Annotated in this window: 14 protein-coding genes; 4 read left to right on the plus strand and 10 right to left on the minus strand. The window is 67.8% G+C overall.

The genetic code is table 11. The features are described 5' to 3' along the window. Window positions 1-33 precede the first annotated feature (33 nt). Window positions 34-2358 carry a hypothetical protein gene (locus GC150_15285; protein ID MBI1386268.1) on the minus strand — a complete coding sequence of 775 codons (2325 nt, stop codon included), beginning with the start codon at window positions 2356-2358 and terminating at the stop codon, window positions 34-36. A 192-nt stretch (window positions 2359-2550) separates the two neighbouring features. On the opposite strand from GC150_15285, the gene GC150_15290 reads away from it, so the two are divergent. Further along, entirely contained in the window at window positions 2551-3141 is a 591-nt protein-coding gene (locus tag GC150_15290; protein MBI1386269.1) for a TIGR00730 family Rossman fold protein, read from the plus strand. A 284-nt stretch (window positions 3142-3425) separates the two neighbouring features. After that, entirely contained in the window at window positions 3426-4400 is a 975-nt protein-coding gene (locus GC150_15295) for a M48 family metalloprotease (protein MBI1386270.1), read from the plus strand. Window positions 4401-4466: 66 nt separating this feature from the next. Here GC150_15295 and GC150_15300 read toward each other — a convergent pair whose 3' ends face one another. Continuing rightward, a complete protein-coding gene (locus GC150_15300) occupies window positions 4467-5837 on the minus strand; it encodes a glutamine synthetase (protein ID MBI1386271.1) in 1371 nt (456 codons plus the stop codon). Between the two features lie 168 nt (window positions 5838-6005). On the opposite strand from GC150_15300, the gene pepN reads away from it, so the two are divergent. After that, on the plus strand, window positions 6006-8645 hold the full coding sequence (gene pepN / locus GC150_15305) for an aminopeptidase N (GenBank protein ID MBI1386272.1): 2640 nt from the start codon (window positions 6006-6008) through the stop codon (window positions 8643-8645). A 43-nt stretch (window positions 8646-8688) separates the two neighbouring features. Here the strand turns inward: pepN and GC150_15310 are convergent, their stop codons facing one another. The 8 genes from GC150_15310 to GC150_15345 form a co-directional block, all read right to left on the minus strand. Beyond that, window positions 8689-9225, minus strand: coding sequence for a periplasmic heavy metal sensor (locus tag GC150_15310; GenBank protein MBI1386273.1), 537 nt, complete (start codon window positions 9223-9225; stop codon window positions 8689-8691). Beyond that, complete coding sequence (locus tag GC150_15315) at window positions 9222-9788, minus strand: hypothetical protein (GenBank protein MBI1386274.1); 567 nt, start codon at window positions 9786-9788, stop codon at window positions 9222-9224. The genes GC150_15310 and GC150_15315 overlap by 4 nt, the downstream gene beginning before the upstream one ends. A 64-nt stretch (window positions 9789-9852) precedes the next feature. Next, on the minus strand, window positions 9853-10524 hold the full coding sequence (locus GC150_15320; GenBank protein MBI1386275.1) for a sigma-70 family RNA polymerase sigma factor: 672 nt from the start codon (window positions 10522-10524) through the stop codon (window positions 9853-9855). Window positions 10525-10606: 82 nt separating this feature from the next. Continuing rightward, the gene (locus GC150_15325; GenBank protein MBI1386276.1) at window positions 10607-11305 is read right to left on the minus strand and encodes a hypothetical protein; all 699 of its coding nucleotides are present in this window, start codon (window positions 11303-11305) and stop codon (window positions 10607-10609) included. A gap of 176 nt (window positions 11306-11481) precedes the next feature. Further along, the gene (locus tag GC150_15330; GenBank protein MBI1386277.1) at window positions 11482-14412 is read right to left on the minus strand and encodes a bifunctional [glutamine synthetase] adenylyltransferase/[glutamine synthetase]-adenylyl-L-tyrosine phosphorylase; all 2931 of its coding nucleotides are present in this window, start codon (window positions 14410-14412) and stop codon (window positions 11482-11484) included. A 30-nt stretch (window positions 14413-14442) separates the two neighbouring features. Further along, window positions 14443-16008, minus strand: a complete 1566-nt coding sequence (locus GC150_15335) for a HAMP domain-containing protein (GenBank protein ID MBI1386278.1) — start codon at window positions 16006-16008, stop codon at window positions 14443-14445. Window positions 16009-16067: 59 nt separating this feature from the next. Further along, complete coding sequence (locus tag GC150_15340; GenBank protein MBI1386279.1) at window positions 16068-16745, minus strand: response regulator; 678 nt, start codon at window positions 16743-16745, stop codon at window positions 16068-16070. A 211-nt stretch (window positions 16746-16956) separates the two neighbouring features. Further along, a complete protein-coding gene (locus GC150_15345; GenBank protein MBI1386280.1) occupies window positions 16957-18480 on the minus strand; it encodes a Do family serine endopeptidase in 1524 nt (507 codons plus the stop codon). Between the two features lie 180 nt (window positions 18481-18660). Here GC150_15345 and GC150_15350 point away from each other — a divergent pair, with 180 nt between their 5' ends. After that, window positions 18661-19986, plus strand: coding sequence for a hypothetical protein (locus GC150_15350; GenBank protein ID MBI1386281.1), 1326 nt, complete (start codon window positions 18661-18663; stop codon window positions 19984-19986). The last annotated feature ends 195 nt before the right edge of the window (window positions 19987-20181 follow it).

A 20181-nucleotide genomic window follows, 5' to 3' on the forward strand; every position in this document is an offset into this window, starting at 1 on the left:
TCGCAGGCGTGGCGTGAGACACCGACCGCCAGTCTAGTGATAGCGCGCGCGCCAGCCGATGTGGCTCAGTTGCAGGCGGTCGAGGCGGCGCACCTGGATGCGCACGAAGCGGCGCAGTTCGCGGCCAGGACACCCCCCAACGCGCTTGGAGCGGTGCCGGCGATGCTGGAGCATGCTCGAACGCTGGCGGCGTACTTCGACCCGGTGGCGGCGCGCCGCTCTCGTCGCAAGCCGCACGACCTCAGTGCGGCGTGTTGAATGGACAGCTTGCCGGCTCGACTTACGACGGGCGCGATGCGCCGCGGCACGATGTCGAACCTGACGCTTTGCGACCGGGGCGCGGCGCGTGGCGAGGTTGCTGGCACCGGTTGCAGGTTCCGGGCTTGCGTGCGCGTGGCGCGGCAGGCGGCGCACCGGCATGGGAGTGACGGCTGCGGCACTGTCGTCGCCGGCAATGGCACCTGATGTCGAGGCGCTGCCAGGAGCCGTTGCGGCGCTCCCTTCATTGGTTTGCAGCGCGGCCAAGCGACGTTGCGCCAGCGCATCGCGGCCGCCAGCCGGCAGGCGCTCGGGCAGGGTCGGGGCGAAGGCCACCGACCGCGAGCGCTGCTCGGCGATGGCCAGCCCAGCGTCGGTGTGCCTCACCTCTATGGCATGACCACCGAGCCCGAGGGGTCGGTCGAGGGCGCGTTCGAGACGCCAATTGCCGGCATCCGAGGCGACAGTGCTTGCGACTTGCGCGCCGTTGACGAACACGTCGAGGCGTGCCCCGGGCACCGCCCGGCCGCTCGCCGAGACGTTGGCGCGGCCGTCCGCTCCCGCCTCGATCCGCGCGTCAGCGATGGAAAGCGCGTTGGCCGACGGGTGCGCTGCGTCGCGCGCAGCGTTGGACCGGGGCAGCGCTCCATCGCCCTCGGGCGCACGCGTCGAGGTGCCCTGCTGCGCCGCCTCGATGGCTGCCAGTCGCTCACGCTCGACCTGGCGCTCGATCTCGCGGAGCGTCTCGTTGGCGAATTCGGCGGCATCCCTGGCGGCGTCCTCACCGAGGCGCGGGGTGGTCCCGGTTGTATCGACGGTCGCGCCGGCGTCGTCCGGGGTCCGCTCGCGGCCAGCGGTCGCCGACTCGACCGTCGATGCCGTCCCAGAGCCGGCCGTTTCGGTCCGATCCGGCGCGGATCGACCGAGGTCGAGCACCGCGGTCTCCGTCGTGGACGGCATGGCCGTTCCCGCGTCGGACGGGACCGCCTCTGATCCGGTCGCAAGAGTGCCCGCGGATTTGGACGTGTCGTCTCCTTCCTGATCGAAGCGGCGCCACAAGTCGGCGACGCGCCGGCCGGTCTCGGAAGCGAGGTCGGCGGCCCGGCTCAGAATGCCGGTCGGATCCTGACGCGTGTCCTCGCCGCCCGGAAATTCTATCCGCTGCGGGGCGGCGTCATCGGCCCCAGCAGGGCCAGCCGTGCCAACGCCGGTGGCGCTCCCGCCGACCAGCCCTTCCGCTTCGGCGAGTCGCGCGCCGGGGACCGTGGCGAGCGTACCTTCGGCGGCACCGGCCTGCGAAGGCGCACCGTCCGCGACCTCGACCCCGGTCGTCCCGCCGGCCGGCACCTCGTCCGCGCCTGGAGCGGCGACAGCGCCTTCGGATCCGGTTTTCGGGCTGGCGCCCGTTTCGAACTGCTGGAGGACCTCGGTGAAGCGTCGGTTCGCCTCGCGGGCGATTTCCTCTGCGCGTTCGAAGGATCTGGGCGTCGGCTGAGGCAATCCGGCGTCCACGGCGCCCGTCGACGTCGGCTCTTGCGGCAAGGGGGCCGCCACCACCGTCCCGTCCGAACCGACCGTGGGGCCGGTGACCGATGGCAACGCACCTTCGGTCGCATCGGCCGCCGTTCCTTCGGCATTGGTCGCCGTTTCGAGCGAACCGGGCGCGCGAACCGACTGCGACGCGGCATCCGCCCCCTCGGGGACCGGACTTGCAATCGGGCCCGGCGAAGGCCACCTCGTTGGAGCCTCCGAAAGGGGGGCGACCGGTTCGCTGCGAGCAAGCCGCTCGATCGTCTCCAGCGGACGGGGTGGCGTCGAGGGGGCACCGTGCCCAGCCCCATCGACCATCTCACCAGCCGGGGCGGACGCGACCGGTGTGCGGAACGACAATACGGGCGGCAAACCGGTGACGTCGGTCGCGGTGCGCGCCCCGTCTGCCGAAGCGCCACCGGCAAGACCCGAGTCGAGCCCGGCAAGGGAAGTCGCCGGCCGCTCGCCCTGCGAGGTCGGGGCCGACTGCCAGGAATGCATCGCGTAGGCGCCGCCCAGCAGCGCCAATAGCATCGAGGCCAGAACTGTGAGAAACCGCGACCCGCTCATTGTCCCTTCCGATGGTCAAGGTGCGAACACGAAGCCAGCCTGATAACAGCTCACCGAGCCGAGGCATAGCGCACAGACAAGCACACCCCCGGCTAATTCCGAGACTTAGGGCGAGGTGCCGAGGCCCGCTGCTGGCGACGGCGGCCCGGCACTCCGCCCGAGGATAACCACAAAGGTGCGGAACGCTCCTCTATGATCAAGATTTGTGTTTACTGCGGCTCGGGGCTCGGAAGAGCGCCGACCTATCGCAAGGCCGCCATCCAGCTCGGACGCGCCCTCGCCGAAAACGGCATCGGGCTCGTCTACGGTGGCGGAAGCCTCGGCCTGATGGGCGAGGTGGCGCGCAGCGTGCTCGAGCACGGCGGGCACGTCACTGGCATCATTCCAGGATTCCTCACCGAGCACGAGAAGATGCTCAAGGATGTCCAGGAGTTGATCGTCACCGAGGACATGCACGAGCGCAAGAAGCTGATGTTCGAGCGTTCGGACGCCTTCGTGGCCCTGCCCGGTGGCATCGGCACGCTGGAGGAACTCGTCGAGCAACTGACGTGGGGTCAGCTCGGACGCCACAGCAAGCCGGTTGTCCTGGCCAACATCGGGGGATTCTGGAATCCGCTCATCGAGCTTTTCCAGCACATGCGCGCGGAGAACTTCATACGCCCGGAGATGGAGATCAGATATTTTCTCGTTTCTCGCATAACGGAAGTCGTACCGGTGGCGATGCGCGAGATCGCCAAGACGCCGGCGCTCCCGGCGGACGAGGAGGTGAGCGAGCGCATGTAGTCGCGTGCGGCACAACCGAGCCTCGGTGCCGACGCGCGACCCGGATCACTTCCTGCCGTCTGGCACCGATTTTGAAATCCAATCATGGACTTATGGGTGCCTCCACCAACTCCGGCATTTTGCTCTCGATCGCGCCGCGACGGAATGCAAATGCCAGAACCGGACCACAAGCCGCCAATCGCGTTGCCAGCGCGCGCGCCATCTCCTATTTCAATGGGATGCGACCGTTCGGGCACTCGGCCGGCGGAACGCGGATGCAACGGGGATGAGCAGGAACGCGGCCGATGGACATGCACCTGGACCCTGAGCGCCAGCGCGCCCACCGCAAGCGCAACTTCATACACACGATCGTCATCATCGCCGCCATGAGCCTGCTGGTCGGCCTCTCTGCATTTCTCCTGTTCGGCTGGCAGGGTGTCGTCGTCGCGCTCCTCGCCGTTCCGGTCGTGCTGATGCTGGCACCGCGCCTGCCGTCGCAAGTGATCATGCAGCTCTATGGCGCCCGCCCGATCTCGGGGCCGACGGGCGAGCAACTGCGCGCGATCCTGACGGAACTCGCCCAGCGCGCGGAGCTGACGGCAGTGCCCCGCCTCTATGCGGTGCCGAGCGCGACGCTCAATGCATTCGCCACGGGGCCGCGCAACGCTCCCGCCATCGCGCTCACCGAGGGACTGCTGCGCAAGCTCTCGATGCGCGAGATCGTCGGCGTGCTCGCGCACGAGATGAGCCACATCAGAAACAACGATCTGCTGCTCATGGGGCTCGCCGACATCATGAGCCGGATCACGCAGATGATGTCGTTCGCGGCCGTCGCGCTCCTCGTCTGGCACCTGCCGACGATCCTGTTCAGTGACGAGCGGGTGCCTTGGCTCGCGATCCTCCTGCTCTATTTCGCTCCGACCATCGCCAGCCTGCTGCAGCTCGCTCTGTCACGGGCGCGCGAGTACGACGCCGACCTCGAGGCGGCGCTTCTCACGGGCGATCCGGTCGGGTTGGCGAGTGCGCTCGAGCGGCTGGAGCGCTATCAGGGTCACTTCTGGGAGGACCTGGTGCCGACCGGCCGGCGCATTCCACAGCCGTCGCTGCTGCGCTCGCATCCGGCGACGGCCGACCGGGTCAACCGGTTGCGCCAGCTCGCCGGGATGCCGTCCGCGCCGCCGATCGTCGTGCGCGACGAGCCGATGATAACGATGGTCGGCTTCGGTCCCGGTCAGATGCGACCACGCTACCGGCTGATGGGACTCGGGCTCTGGTATTGAGGCGCGCGCCGCTGGACTTTCCTGCCCGATCCGCCGGATCGGGCCGTGCCCGGCGACGCGGCAAGCTCAGAGATACCACTGCCATTCGCGCGGATGGATATCGGCCATGAACGAAGCGAATTCTGCCCGCTTCACCGTCGCGTAGGCCTCGATGTAGCGGGATCCGAGGTACTCGGCGAGGACGACCGACCGCTCGAAGGCATCCAGCGCGCTCCAGAGCGTCAAGGGCAGTGTCGGGTCAGCGACGGCCCCGGCATTGCCGGTCGCCTGCGGTGTCGGCTCGAGGTTGTTCGCTAGGCCGTGGTGAACGCCTGCGAGCACAGCGGCCATGACGAGATAGGGATTGGCGTCGGCGCCGCCCGCGCGGTGCTCGATCCGCCGGTTCGCTCCGTCGGACGTCGGGATACGGAACGCCATCGAACGGTTGTTCTCGCCCCAGTCGCGCGTCACGGGGGTGAACTGGTTCGGTGCGAAGCGCCGGAAGGCGTTGAGGTTCGGGGCGAAGATCGCCATGCCCTCGGCCAGCGTCGCCTGCATGCCGGCAATGGCGCTGGCAAGGCGGCGGTTCCCATCCGGTCGCGAGGGATCGAAAATGTTGCGCCCGTCCGCATCGATGACGCTGAGGTGAATTTGCAGACCGCTGCCGGACTGGTCGAGGAAGGGCTTCGACATGAAGGTCGCATCGAACCCCGTCGCGCGCGCCGCCTCCGTCACGGCACGGCGCAACAGCGCGGCGTGGTCGCAGGCGCCGAGCGGATCGGCGACATGGGCAAGGTTGATCTCGAACTGACCGGCGCCGTACTCGCTGATCATCGAGGTCACCGGAATGGCCTGGGCACGCGCCGCAGCCTCGATGGCCGCGAGCGGGGCAGCGAACTCGTCCAGCACGTCGATGCCATAGACCGAGCCGGTCGAGACGCGCTGGCCGGTGCGAGGAGAAACGGGAAGCAGTGGGGCTCCGGCCTCGTCACGGCGCGGATCGATCAGGAAGAATTCCAATTCGACAGCGACCACCGGCTGCAGACCGAGTTCGTCGAAGCGGGCCACGACGCGCTCCAGAATGTGCTGGGGCTCGAACCAGACGGGGCGACGCGTGCCGGGCTCGGTGAGGCGCATCATGCACTGGGCGCGCGCTGGTCCCGCCCACGGCACCGGGCGGAGCGTGCCGGCGACAGGCCAGGCGTCGGCATCGGGATCACCATCGGAAAAGCCATGGCCGAGCGGGTCGGCGGTATTGCCGCGCACGTCGAGCAGGTATGTCGCGGCACAAAGCGCCGAGCCCTTCTCGAAAAAGCCGACGAGGTCCGCGCGTGGCATGCGCTTGCCGATCGCGCGCCCGCACAATTCGATGATGAAGGTGTCGATGTGCGTCACCTCTGGGTGCGCCGCAAGGAAGGCCCGCGCCTCGGCGCCGGGCTGCTCGCTCTGGTGTTCCATCTCCGCTCCGCGCGTTGGAATGATGCCTGCCGCACGATAGCGGGCGCAACGGTGTGGGCAAGCCCGCAGCCGATCACGACACGTGCCAGAGGTCGATGACGGTTGACGCTTGGCGTGCGCTCATGGGATGGCGCACCCCATGCACGCCCGGCCCGGAGGTTGTCCTTCATGAAAACCAACACGCCCCGAACCATCCGCCTCAAGGACTACGCCCCATCGCCCTTCCTGATCGAGACGGTGGATCTGGAGATCGACCTCCATCCGACCGAGACGCGGGTGCGCTCACGGCTCAAGGTCAAGCGCAACCGCAAGGCCGAGCCGGCCGAATGGCTCCATCTCGATGGCGAGGAGTTGGCACTCGAGGCGATCTCGATCAACGGCCGGCCGCTCGGCGAGGGCGGATGGCGCAGCACTCCCGAAGGGCTCAGCATAAAATGTCCCCCCAAGGGAAGCTTCGAGCTGGCGATCACCTCCACGTGCTCACCCGAGACGAACAAGGCGCTCTCGGGTCTCTATCGCTCACGCGGCATCTTCTGCACGCAGTGCGAGGCCGAGGGCTTCCGGCGCATCACCTACTTCATCGACCGGCCGGACGTGCTCTCGGTCTACACGACGCGGATCTCGGCGGACATCGAGCTGGCGCCGGTGCTGCTCGGCAACGGCAATCTGGTGGAGAGCGGCAAGTCCGACGGCGGGCGGCGTCACTATGCGGTCTGGCACGATCCGCATCCCAAGCCCTCCTATCTCTTCGCCATGGTGGGCGGAGACCTTCGCCCGACGACTTCCACCTTCACGACGGCATCGGGCCGCGAGGTGGAGCTGCGCATCTACGTCGAACCCGGCAAGGAGGACCGGTGCGCCTGGGCGATGGACTCACTCAAGCGTTCGATGGCCTGGGACGAACGGCGGTTCGGGAGGGAATACGACCTCGACATCTTCATGATCGTCGCCGTCTCGGACTTCAACATGGGCGCGATGGAGAACAAAGGCCTCAACATCTTCAACGACCAGCTCATCCTGGCCTCGCCCGACACCGCGACGGACATAAACTACGAGCGCATCGAGAGCGTCATCGCGCACGAATACTTCCACAACTGGACGGGCAACCGTATCACCTGCCGCGACTGGTTCCAGCTCTGCCTCAAGGAGGGGCTTACGGTCTACCGCGACCAGGAGTTCTCCGCCGACGAGCGCTCGCGCACGGTTCAGCGCGTGGCGGACGTCAAACACCTCAGGGCACACCAGTTCCCGGAGGACGCCGGCCCCCTCGCACATCCCGTCCGCCCGAGCAAATACATCGAGATCAACAACTTTTATACCGCGACCGTCTACGACAAGGGAGCCGAGGTCTGCCGTATGCTGGAGACCATGGTCGGGCGCGAGGGCTTTCGCAAGGCGATGGACCTTTATTTCCAGCGTCATGACGGGGAGGCCGCGACCGTCGAGCAGTTCATCGCCTGCTTCGAGAGCGCATGCGAAGTCGACCTCGGCCAGTTCATGCTCTGGTACGAACAGGCCGGGACCCCTCAACTCATCGTCAAGACACGGCACGACGCGGCCAAGGCCACCCTCACGCTCGATCTGGAACAGGCGATCGCACCGACGCCCGGCCAGGCGCGCAAGAAGCCCATGCACATCCCGGTTCGTCTCGGCCTCGTCGGAACGGATGGCGCCGACCTGGCGCTGAAGCCGGCGGCGGGCACGGTGATCGCCGGAGACGTCCTGGAGTTCACCCAGCGCCGCCAGAGCTTCACATTCGAGGGACTCGAACTGCGCCCCACGGTTTCGATCCTGCGCGGATTTTCCGCCCCGGTGAACGTGACCCACGATGCGAGCGACGACGATCTCGCCTTCCTGATCGGCCACGACCAGGATCTCTTCAACCGCTGGCAATCAATGCAGACGCTGGCGATGCGCCTCCTCACCGGCCTCATCACGGGCAGCGGCGCGCGCCCGGCCGGAATCGCGCCGCTCTCGGCGGCCGTGCGCAAGACCTTGATGGATGAAAATCTCGAGCCCGCCTACCGCGCCATGTTCGCCGGCCTGCCGAGCGAGGAGGACATCGCCAACCACATCGCGCGCAATGTCGATCCGGGGGTGATCCACGACGTGCGCTCGAAGATGTCGAAGGCGCTCGCCCGCAGCATGGAGAGCGATCTCGCCAAACTGATGAAGCGTCATGCGGTGAAAGGGCCCTACAGCCCGGATGCAGAGAGCGCCGGGCGCCGCGCGCTCGCCAATGGCGCCTTCGGCCTCCTGACCCGGCTCGACGGCGCGGCGGCGAGCGAACTGGCCGCCGGCCACTATGCCAAGGCGCGCAACATGACCGACCGGATGGCGGCGCTCGCGGCGCTGACCCACATGCGCACGCCGGCGCGAAAGGAAGCGCTCGAGGACGCCTACAAGCGCTGGAAGGACGATCACCTGACGATCGACAAATGGTTCGCGCTGCAAGCCGCCTCGAACCTGCCGGGCACGCTCGCGCAGGTCGAGAAGCTGCTGCGCCATCCGCTCTTCAGCATCGAGGCGCCGAACAAGGTGCGCGCCCTGATCGGTACCTTCGCGATGGGCAATCCGGTGAATTTCCATCGACCGGACGGCAAGGGATACGCCTTCCTCGCCGATCAGGTGCTGCGGCTCGACAGTTTCAATCCGCAGATGGCCTCGCGCATGCTCGGGACATTCCGCAGCTGGCGAACGCTCGAGGAAAACCGCGCCAACCTCGCGCAGCGCGAACTGGAGCGCATCCGCGCCCACGACAAGCTTTCGAGCGACGTCTTCGAAATCGTCGGCAAGATACTCGATTGAGCAGGCGACACCGGGACAGGAGTGCGCGACGAGCCGGAGCGGCTCAGTCGCCGTCACCCCGCCAGCTGCCACGGCCCCAGCCGCCATGGCGGCGGCGGTGCTCGCCGCGTCCCATCCATCCCGCGAGCATGCGGGCAACGAGGCGCTTTTCCTGCGGCTGCAATTGCCCGGCGACGCGCACGACGACGGGCAGCATCCGCTCGCGGGCCGCGAGTTCCTTGGCCGTGGCGTCCGCGACGGCGGCACGGATGGCCGCTTCGTCTACGTTCGCAGCCTCGAGGCGGGTGATCGCACCGCGCCAGGCCTCGCGGATCTCGTCACGCATCGGGCGCAGTTCCTGACGGGCCGCGCGGAAGGTCTCGCGCAGCGCGTCGCGGCGCTCACGCGGGATATCGCGAAGCTCGCGCATCGCGGACCAGCCGCCGGGACCGCCGTGGCCACGTACGAAATGACCGGCGACGGCGCCAACGATCAACAAGTTGATCGCCAGCGAGACGATCGCCACCACCCAGAGCCAGCGTCGGCGCGGCGGGGAGGCGGGCGAAGGGGTGCCAGCAGGGCCGTTGTTCTGGTCGCTCATATCAGGTCCTCGCTCTGGCCGACCTCACCGAAGAGGCCGAAGAAATCATCCTCCATGTCGACCACGCTGCCCGCGACCACCACGCCGATCGGCTCGAGGGCGCGTTCGGTGAGGCCGGTCGCGCCGACCGCGAAGCCAGCAACCAGCGAGGCCGCCAGCAGTGCCGCCGCCTGCCACGTTCGCCGCGTGCTCGGGAACTCCCGGCGTTCGCGACCGGGTCGGCGAACATCCTGGCCGGCGCCGACGGGCCGGTCGCGCTGGAGACGGCGCATGGAGAGATCGACGACAGTGCCGCCGATGGCGGCCTCGTTGCCGTCGGCCCGGATGCGCGCGAGCGCACCGGCGACGACCCGGCTGGCGACAGCCTCGTCCGGCTCCGTCGCTTCGCCGGTCGCCAGAAGGTCATCGAACGCGCGGGCCTCGGCCAACAGCCGCTGGGCCTCGGGATCATCCGACAGGAGCGCTTCGAGCGCTTTCGCCTCGCCGGCCGGCCAACGCCCCGCGTCGGCCCCGTAGACGTCGAGCACCCTGACCAGCCGGTCAATTCCATCTCGCCGTGACATCGTCGTGCTCTCCATCGCTCTCACCGGTTCCCTCGAAGGGACCGCAAGGCGTCACTCCCGCTCGTCAAATCAGATCCCGCCAGGCATGCGACAAGCGCTGCTTCAGGGACCGGCGGGCCCTCGAGAGGAGGGATTCGACAGCCTCCTCGGAAATCTCCATCGTCGCCGCCGTCTCGCGCAGGCTCAGCTCCTCGAAGTGGAAGAGCTGCAGCGCGGTGCGCTGACGCTCGGGCAGTTCAGCGAGCGCCGCCGCAACGGCACTGCGACGCTCGGTACCCGCCATCGCGACACCTTGACCCGGCTCGACGGTGAGCTGATCGAGCGCCGCATCGTCGACGGGCCGGCGCCGCCGGATCGCGTCGAGTGCGAGGTTGGCGGTGACCCGGTTGAGCCAGGGCGCCAGACCCAACGGCCCGATCTCGATCGAGCCGGCGCTGCGCCAAAGGCGGATCAACGCCTCCTGGGCGATGTCCTCGGCCTCGGCCGGCTCGCCGACGATCCGCGTCGCAATGCGCAGCAGCCGGCGCACATGGTGAGCGGCGAGGACCTCGAAGTCGCGCTCGCTGCCGCTGGCAACGGCGGCGACAAGCTCACGATCGTTGCCCCCCGTCGGCGCCATCACCGCTCCGTCCAACCCGATTGCGCTCTGCGCGCACCCTTCGGCGCGTGCGGCATCCGTCGTGCGGATAGCATCTTCCGGCAGGTTGCGTCTGGCCTGCAATGCCGACATCGACATGCCCCTTCTGCCCCGTTCGCCGATCCGCGTGGCGGGTTCACCCCGCCACGCGGCCGTCCATCAACCCTGAAGGATGATCGACTTACTGGTTGGTCGTGGTCTCGCCGTCGTCCAGCTTCTCGGTCTCGGGCTCACCGACTTCACCGTCCTGCTGACCGCCACGGCGCTCCATGAAGCGGCGCATCCGGGGCGGCAGTTCGTCGCCCGAGATTTCGCCATCGTCGTTGAGGTCGTTCCAGCTGAAGCGCTCCTGGGCGAGGCGGTTGAACTCATCCATCGTCACTTTGCCGTCACGATCCGCATCGAAGCGCCGGAACATGCGCTCGATGCGCCTGTTCATGCGTTCCTCCATGCGGGCGCGCATCGAGGCCTCGACCTCGCTCCGTTCGACGATGCCGTCGCTGTTGGTGTCGAAGCGCTGGAAGTGGGGCAGGCGCCGTTCGTTCACCTCGTCGAAGGTGATCTTGCCATCGCGATTGGCATCGAGCCGGGCGAAGCCGCCACCGTGGCGACCGCCATGTCGGCCGCCGTGGCGGCCCTCTCCGCGGCGCCCACCACGCGAGCCGCGCGCGTCACCATCCTCGTCGTCCCACTCGCCCATACCCATGCCCATGCCGCCACCGTCGTGGCTGCCGCGGCCGTGCCAGCCCATGCCCTGGCCGCCATGATGGCGACCCCAGCCACCGCGGTCGCGATCGGCGACGGCGTAGGTGGCTGCAAAGCCGGTTGCGAGGATCGTGGTTCCAGCCAGCGCTGCCAAAGCGACCTTTTTCCAAGACATTTTGGTTTTCTCCTTGTTCGGGCCCGCTGTCCCGGCGGGGGACCGGGTTGGGGGGGTGTCGGGCCGTCTATGCCGAGAAAACGCGCCAGCTCGGGAAATCCGTCGCGGAAAAATTCAGCCCGCCGGCAAGGAGCGGACCGGCCCCGGACAGGCGCCGACGGAGCTGGGGCGCCCGCTCAGACGACGACGCGCTCGAAGAGATCGCAGACCGCCGACTGCATGGCCTCCAGACGCTCGGCGAGGGCGCCGAAATCGTCGCTCTCGCTGGTCTTGGCGAGCAGCGACTTGAGATCACTCGGCGCATCGGCCGGCACGAACGGACCGGAGATGCAGAGAGCCAGGATCTCCGAGACCGCAGCATAGAGCCGGGCCGCGTCGGCGCAGATGGCGGTGGCTCCGGCATCGAGCGCGCCGACTTCGCCGAGCCGCGCGATCGCCTTGGGCAGATTCGTGTGGAGCACGTCCGGATGGCGGGCGGCGGCCTCGAGCAGGGCGAACTGGACGATGAATTCGAGATCGACCTGGCCGCCGCGCACGGTCTTGATGTCCCAGATGCTGGTGCCACCCTTGTGGACCGCGATGCGCTCGCGCATCGCGCGCACGTCCTCGACCAGTTTGACGCGGTCGCGGGGGCGAAGCAGGGCCGCGCGAATGGCAGCCTCGACGGCGGAACGCAAGACCTCGCCGCCGCTCAGGACACGGGCACGCGTCAGTGCCATGTGCTCCCAGGTCCAGGCTTCGTCTCGCTGATAGGATTGAAAACTCGCGAGACGGGTGGCGATCGGACCGGAATTTCCGGACGGACGCAGGCGCATGTCGACTTCATAGAGCCTGCCTTCCGCGGTCGGTGACGTGACGGCACTGACGAGGCGCTGCGTGAAGCGCGCAAAATACTGGCCGCCAGGCAATGGCCTCGGTCCGTCCGAGGCGGCAGTCTCGCCCTCGTAGTCGTAGATGAGGATGAGATCGAGGTCGGAGGCCGCGGTCATTTCGTAGCCGCCCAGTTTTCCCATTCCGACCAGCGCGGCATCGCCACCCGGCAGAACGCCGTGCTGGCGCTCGAAATCCGCTCGCACCGCCGACTGGAGCCGGTGCAGCAGGCGCGAGGCAAGTCGCGCATAGGCCAAGCCCGCCTCGATCGGGCTGACGACCCCGGAAAGCAGGCGCACGCCGATCAGGAAGGTCTGCTCGCTGGCGATGACGCGCGCCCGGTCGAGGGCATCCTGCAGGTCGCTCGACGCCGAAAAGCCGGCCTCGACGACGCGCTTGACCTCGTCGTCCGAGGGCAGCTGGCCGAAGAAGCCGGGATCGAGTACGGCCTCGAGAACGCGGCGGCGGCGGCTGAGGAGGGCCTGCAGGCGCGGGGCCGTTCCCATGATCATCGCCAAGAGAGACAGAAGGGAGGGATTCGAGCGCAGGAGGCCGAAAAGCTGGATGCCGGCGGGCAATTCGGAGAGGAAGCGATCGAAGGCGGCGAGTGCTGCATCCGGCGCGGCGGTCTGACCCAAGGTCTCGATGAGCCGCGGCTGGAGCTCGGTCAGGCGTTCGCGGGCGCGGGCGCTGCGCATCGCCGGATAACGCCCGAAATGCCAGCTCCGAACGGTCTGCCAGACGCCTTCCGGCTGGGTGAAGCCCATGCCGGTCAGGGTCTCGAGGGTCGCCGGGTCGGCGCTGTCGCCGACGAAGACGAGATTGCCCTTGCCGGTGGTCAACTCCGGGACGTCCTCGAAGAGGGCGGCATAGTGGTTCTGCACCGTCTCGAGATGGCGGCGCAACGTGCTCGCGAATTCCTCCACGCTCGCAAAGCCGGAGAAGGCGGCCAGCCGGCGGAGGCGATCGGCATCGCTCGGAAGCACATGCGTCTGCTCGTCGGCAACCATCTGGATGCGGTTCTCGACGTGACGCAGGAACCAATAAGTCTCCGTCAGCTCGCGACATGCCTCGGGCGTGATCCAGCCGCGCGCGGCAAGGCCCGACAACGCCTCCACGGTGCGGCGCAGGCGCAGTTCCGGCTGGCGGCCGCCGGCGATGAGCTGCTGCGTCTGGGCGAAGAATTCGATCTCCCGGATGCCGCCTCGGCCGAGCTTGATGTTGTGGCCGGCAACGCGAATCTCGCTGAAGCCCTTGTTGGCGTGGATCTGGCGCTTCATGGCGTGGATGTCGGCGATGGCCGCATAGTCGAGGTACTTGCGCCAGATGAAGGGCGCGAGCTGGGAGAGGAATGCCTCGCCCGCCTGCCGGTCGCCGGCAACGACGCGAGCCTTGATGAATGCCGCCCGCTCCCAGTTCTGGCCCTGGCCCTCGTAGTAGTTGAAGGCGGCGTCGGTGGTCATGACGACCTGGGTGGAGCCGGGGTCCGGGCGAAGCCTGAGGTCGGTGCGGAATACATAGCCGTCCGCCGTCTGGTCCTGCATGAGCTTGACGAGGAGGCGAACGAGGCGGACCAGGAAGACCTGCGGCTCGAGCCCGGGGCGAAGCGAGAGGCGGCCCGGCTCGTGGAAGATGACGAGGTCGATGTCGCTCGAATAGTTGAGCTCGCGGGCGCCGAGCTTGCCCATTCCGAGGATGAAAAACCCGCCGTGCGTATCGGCCGGCCCGGTGCTGTCCAGTACCTCGCCACGCTCGCGCGCCTGGCGAAAGAGGAAGGCGAGCGCGGCACCGAGAGAGCGCTCGGCGACGTCTGAAAGCCGAGCCACGGTGAGGTCGGTGGAGTCGATGCCAGCGGCGTCGGCGAGCGCGATGGAAAACGCCATGGCCGACTTGTATTGGCGCAGCGCGCGCATCGCCTCGTTGATCGTGTTGGCCGCCGCCAGGGCGCTGACGACTTCCGCCGACCTCAGCTCGAAATATTCCCCCGGTGAGGTCGAAAGGAGGCGGGCGATCTCGGCGCCGGACCGGCGCGCGATGCCCGCGAGATAGGGCGACGCAGAGAGCACGCTCGCAAGCAGATCGCCAACCGGCGAAGCGGCGAGCGCTTCGCCAAATGCACCGTCCTGATGCTCAGCGGCAATGCGCATGACGAGATCGGCGAGATGGGCGCGGCCGGTCGCGCTGTCGTAAGCGGGCGGGGCGCTCGCCTCGAGCCACTGCGGGTGGATGGTCGCCATGCTCGCCTCTCGCTCCGCCCCGTTGCCCCGTCATCCGACCTCGCCGAGAAGCTTCGGGCGAGCCTCTGGCGCCGTCGACGGACCCGGCGCGCTCACGGACGGCAGTGAAAGAACCGCGCGCAGTCCCGGCCGGTTGTCCTCGAGTGTTATGCATCCCCCATGCATTCGCGCAACCGCCGCGACCAGCGAGAGACCGAGCCCGGTGCCGGGACGCGTGCGACTCGCCTCGAGGCGCACGAACCGTTTCAGCGCCCGCTCGCGGTCGGCGGCCGCAATACCGGGGCCGTTGTCGCTCACGACGATTTCGGCGTGCTCTCCGCGACGCCGCACCGAGAGGTCGACCTGGATCGGGGCCTGCTCATGATGGGGGGCATCGTTTTCGGCAAGGGCGGCATACTTGATGGCGTTGTCGAGGAGATTGGCGATCGCCTGGCTGACGAGCTGGCGGTCGGCCGCGACCTCGACGCCCGTATCCGCATCGACGCCGAGTGCGATCCGTGCCTCCTCGAAGGCCGGCTCGTAGAGTTCGGCGACCTCCCGCGCCACCTGGGCGACGTCGATCGGCTGGCGGCGATCGTCGCTCGCTGCGGCCTCGATCCGGGCAATGCTGAGAAGCGCATTGAAGGTGCGGATGAGTTCGTCCGCCTCACCGAGGGTGTCTTCGAGGGCGGCGCGGTAGGCGGCCGAGCCACGATCCTCGCGGAGTGCCTCCTCGACGGCGTTGCGGATGCGGGTCAAGGGGGTGCGCAGGTCGTGGGCGATGTTGTCCGAGACCTCCTGCATGGCCTGCAAGAGCTGCTCGATGCGCTCGAGCATCACATTGAGGCTTTCCGCCAAGCGGTCGAGTTCGTCGCCGGTGCCCTGCAATGGCAGGCGATCGGACAGCCGGCCCGCCATGATGCGCCTGCCGGTGAGAGCCATGGCATCGATGCGCCCGAGGATGTGGCGGGCGATCAAATAGGCGGCGGCCATGCCGACCAGCATGATGGTCGCAAAGCCGGCCAGCAACAGGAGACGGAGGCGGTCGATCAGGAGCCGCTGCTCCTCGATATCGCGGGCGACGACGAGGACCAGACCCGAGGGCACCTCGAGGGCAACGCCGAAGGCGAGGCGGCGGGCCGCGTCGGCTTCACGCCGATAGGTGAATGTCGCGCCGCCACCGCCAATTTCGAGGCCATCGGGCGGCGCGGTCAGATTGCCCGCAATGACGGCGCCCGTGGCGTCGAGCAGCAGGTAGCGCCCATCGCCCTGCGGGACGCTGCGCCCGGAGATCACGTCGGCAAGCAGCGTGACGCCGCCGACCCGGTATTGTTCGCGCAGGCCGCGCACCTCGCTGGCGACGGTCTGACGCAATTGCGCGGTGAGGAGATCGCCGAGCTGCCAGAAGAGCGCCGCAACGACGACCGAGGCGACCAGCAGGAGTGCCAGCAGATAACCGAGCGCGAGGCGGAACGAGGTGGCGCCGAGCAGCCCGGAGCCGCCGCGTGAACCGACGGTGGCCATGGCGACCGGACCGAGGGTGCCCGGCGACCGGCCAGGGTCTGGCGGCTCACCGGCCGCGAGGCGAGACGCCCCTCTTTGTGCAGCTTGTTTCATCGTTCTCGTGGCGCCCGCGGCAGAACCGCCCGGAGCGCGACCGCGCCGGTCGACGGCACCTAGCCGCCGTCGCCGACCATATAGCCGACGCCGCGCACGGTGTGCAGCAACGGACGCGAGAAAGACCGGTCGATCTTGGAGCGCAGGCGCGAAATATGGACGTCGATGACATTGGTCTGAGGATCGAAATGATAGTCCCAGACGTGCTCGAGCAGCATGGTTCGCGTCACCACCTGACCGGCGTGCTTCATCAGATACTCGAGCAGCCGATACTCGCGCGGCAGAAGCGCGATAGGCTCGCCGGCCCGCGTCACCTTGTGGGCGAGGCGATCGAGGACGAGATCGCCGACGGTCAGAGTCGTGCTCGCCTCCTCGGGCTGCGCGCGCCGGGTCAGCGCCTCGACCCGGGCGAGCAGTTCGCTGAAGGCGTAGGGCTTGGCGAGATAGTCGTCGCCGCCGGCACGCAACCCTTTGACGCGGTCGTCCACGTCACCGAGCGCGCTCAATATGAGAACCGGCGTGCGGATCGACTGCTCGCGGAGCCGGCGCACGATAGCCAGTCCATCGAGACGAGGCAGCATGCGGTCGACGATGAGGACGTCGAAGCCCGCCTCCTGGGCCAGCAGCAGGCCGGTTTCCCCGTCGTTGGCGACCTCGGCGACATGGCCGGCCTCGCGCAGCGCCTTGTGAAGGTACTGGGCCGCTTCCCGGTCGTCCTCGATGACCAGTATCCGCATTTTCAACCTTCGAACAGACCACGCGTTGGGGCGGCGGGCCGAATGTCGGGCCCGGGGTGCCCGGCACAGGGAAAGTGGGCCGGCCGGCGCGAGGCGACAAGTGCCCGGAGCGAATCCCGCATCAACTCGGATCGGGCAGACGCGGCGAGGGGCGGATCGTGCCACGACGCTCCGCCCCTCGCATTGGGTGCTTCAGTTCAGTTCGGCATACTCACGACTTGCCGAGCGGCAGTGCGACGAAGCGCTCGCGGTTGCCGGACTTGATCCGAAGCAGAACCGCCCGACGCCCGCGCTTGCCGGCTTCCTGGACGCCTTCGACCACGTCCGCGGGTTCGGCAACGGCCGTGCCGGCCACCTCGAGGATGATGTCGCCAACCTGCAGGCCCTTTTCAGCGGCCGTCGAGTCCGGGCTGACCTTGGAGACCAGGACACCGGGTTCGCCATCGCTACCCTCGGGCAGTCGGGCGAGCGCAAGGCCCAGATCCTCGATCTCGCGGGTCGCGCCGGCCGTGGGGCCGGCCGAGCCATCGTCCTCCTCGAGGCTCGCCAGTTCCTGGTTGCCCGGGAACGTGCCGAGTTCGATGGCGACCTTCTCCTCGCGGCCGTCGCGATAGACGGTGACGTCGACGACGGTGCCGGGACGCATTTCGGCGACCTTGCGTGCGAGATCGCGCGAGTCGGCGATCGGGTCGCCGTTGACCGCGACGATCGCATCACCGATGCGGATGTCCGACTTGGAGGCTGGGCCATTGCGGGTGATCTTGGACACAAGAGCGCCCTTGGGCTCGTCCATGCCGAGGCTGGCGGCGAGATCCTCGTTGAGCGACTGGATGTGAACACCGAGCCAACCGCGACGGATGGAGCCGTTGTCCTTGAGTTCCTGGATGACCTGGGCGGCCAGGCTGGCGGGAACCGCGAAAGCGATGCCGACATTGCCGCCCGAGGGGCTGTAGATCGCCGTGTTCACGCCGATCACGCGACCGGTCATGTCGAAGGTCGGACCGCCCGAGTTGCCACGGTTCACGGCCGCGTCCACCTGGATGTAGTCGTAGGGGCCGGAACCGATGTCGCGGCTCTTGGCCGAAACGATGCCGGCGGTCACCGTACCACCGAGACCGAACGGATTGCCGACGGCGATCACCCAGTCCCCCACCCGCACGTCCTGGGTGGAGAATTCGACGAAGTTGAAGGTGCGCTCGGCGTCGATCTTGAGAAGCGCGAGATCGGTGCGTGGATCGGCGCCGATCAGGCGCGCGTCGTACTGCTGGCGCGCGTCGATGCTCACCTTGATCTTGTCGGCGCCGTCGATCACGTGGTTGTTCGTGACCACGTAGCCGTCGGCCGAGATGATGAAGCCGGAACCCTGCGAGGCCGTGCGACGCGGCGGGAACGGGCCATCGGGCTGGTTGCCCTCACCGAATCGCTTGAAGAACTCGTTGAAGGGGTGATCCTCGGGCAGGCCCGGAATGCTCGGCGCGCCGCGCCCGCCACCGCGTTCGGATTGCTTCGGCGTCTTGCCGCCGCTCGTGACGTCGACGCTGACGACGGCACCCTGCACCTGCTCGACGAGGTCGGCAAAGCTCGCGGGTGCGCCGACAAACGGCGTGATTCGCCCCGAATCCTGCGCCAGAGCCGGGCGAATTGGCTCGAAAGTTGCGATGGTGCCGGCACCGACGATCCCGGCCACGATCGCGGCGGCGGCAGTTCCACGGACCAAGATCCGGCGCAATTTCATGGTCGGGCTCAATGTCTGCGAAAGATTACTTGATGGCGTCATGCCTTGGACCTTTCCGTTCATAAGGGTCATCCACGAGCGTGACGGTGGGTATAGGAACAGGCGCCTTACAGCGCTCTTTCCGGACGATTAAAATTTGGTAAGGTGTACTAACGGGGATATGGGGCGAGGGCTCGAACGTTGCAGCGTGGGATCACTTCGATCATTGCCGGTTCGGCTGCCTTGAGCGCGATCGCGCGGGTGAGCCGGATGTATGTGCCAGTGGCGCTCCTTGCAGCGGGCGCTCTCGTCGGCACCATGACCGGCACGGCCAACGCTTTCTCGCCGCTGAAGAATCCGGCACATCCCTCCAGAATGAGCGCGGCCCCCGTGCCCGTGGCCATTTTCGGGCGGGACGATCGCACCCCGGTACCCGAGCGCTACCGCAAGCTGGCCCGGGGAATCGGCCTTCTCTACAACAGCTCGGCGCGCACGCTCTGCACAGCTTTCTGCGTGGCGCCGGACGTGGTGGCGAGCGCCGCCCACTGCCTCTTTCGCACGAACGACGGCACGCGCCAGCCGCTGAGCGAGTTCTGGTTCGAACTGCGGGGGCCGGATGGCGAACCGGAACATCAGACCCGAATCAAGGGCGCGTCCTCGTCGTCGGGGCTGCAAAGCATCATCGCCGGAACCGTCAATTTGCGCGTACGCCCGCCGATCGATGCGGCGAACGATTGGGCGCTCGTCAAGACCGCCGAGCCGATCTGCAAAGGTCGCGCGCTCGAGTGGCGCAGGATGTCGCCGCGCCAACTCGAGACGGCCGGTGACGAGGGGCGTGCCTTCCAGATCGCGTATCACCGCGATTACGAGCATTGGCGGCTCGCCTACTCGCGACCCTGCGCGATGCGCCGCGAGTTCCCGGAGCTGTCCTCCAAGCAGATTCGGCAGGAGTTCACGAACGCCGAGAACCTGGTGCTCCACCAGTGCGACACAGCCGGGGCCTCGTCCGGCTCACCATTGCTGGTCGATACCGACGACGGGCCGGTGGCCGTCGCCATCAACGTCGGAACTTACGTCCAGTCGCGCAATCCCGTGCGCACCAGCCAGATCTCTCAGAGCACCGATGCGCGCACCATCGCCAACACGGGCGTCAACATCGGTGTCCTCGCCCAGCACATCGAAATGATGACGGCAGCCGCAATCGCCTACGACCGCCAGGCGGTCAGCCTCATCCAGCAGGGGCTCAAAGCGCGCAACTACTACGGCGGCCCGATCGACGGCATCTATGGGCTCATGACGCGTCAGGCGATCCTGAGCTTCGAACGCGATGCCGGGCATGTCGAGCGCGGCGTGCCGCTCGCCAGCTACGTGAAGGAGCTGGCGGTCGCCCCGCCGATGCCGGATCGCAAGCCGGACATTGCCCGAAGTGCCGGTCGGGGCTCTCCGGCGGCGGGCGTGCAGAACGTCGGCGACCTCATCAAACGGTTCGGGCACTGGGGCCGCCGCTGGGGTCTGACAACGGATTGACGATCCGGAACGACCTGACGATCCAGCAAGGCCTGACGTCGCGGCGGAACCTTCCTGAACGACCGGGCACATCCCTGACAATTTGGACCGACAGCATCCCTGACACTGCTAGGCGTCTTCCTTAGCCGGTTCCGGCGCCGAGCGCAGCCGCGCACGCGGCGGAGCGAAGCGGTGGAACCGGCCAACGCGATCGAC

This window comes from Hyphomicrobiales bacterium, assembly GCA_016125495.1.
Lineage (GTDB): Bacteria > Pseudomonadota > Alphaproteobacteria > Rhizobiales > RI-29 > RI-29.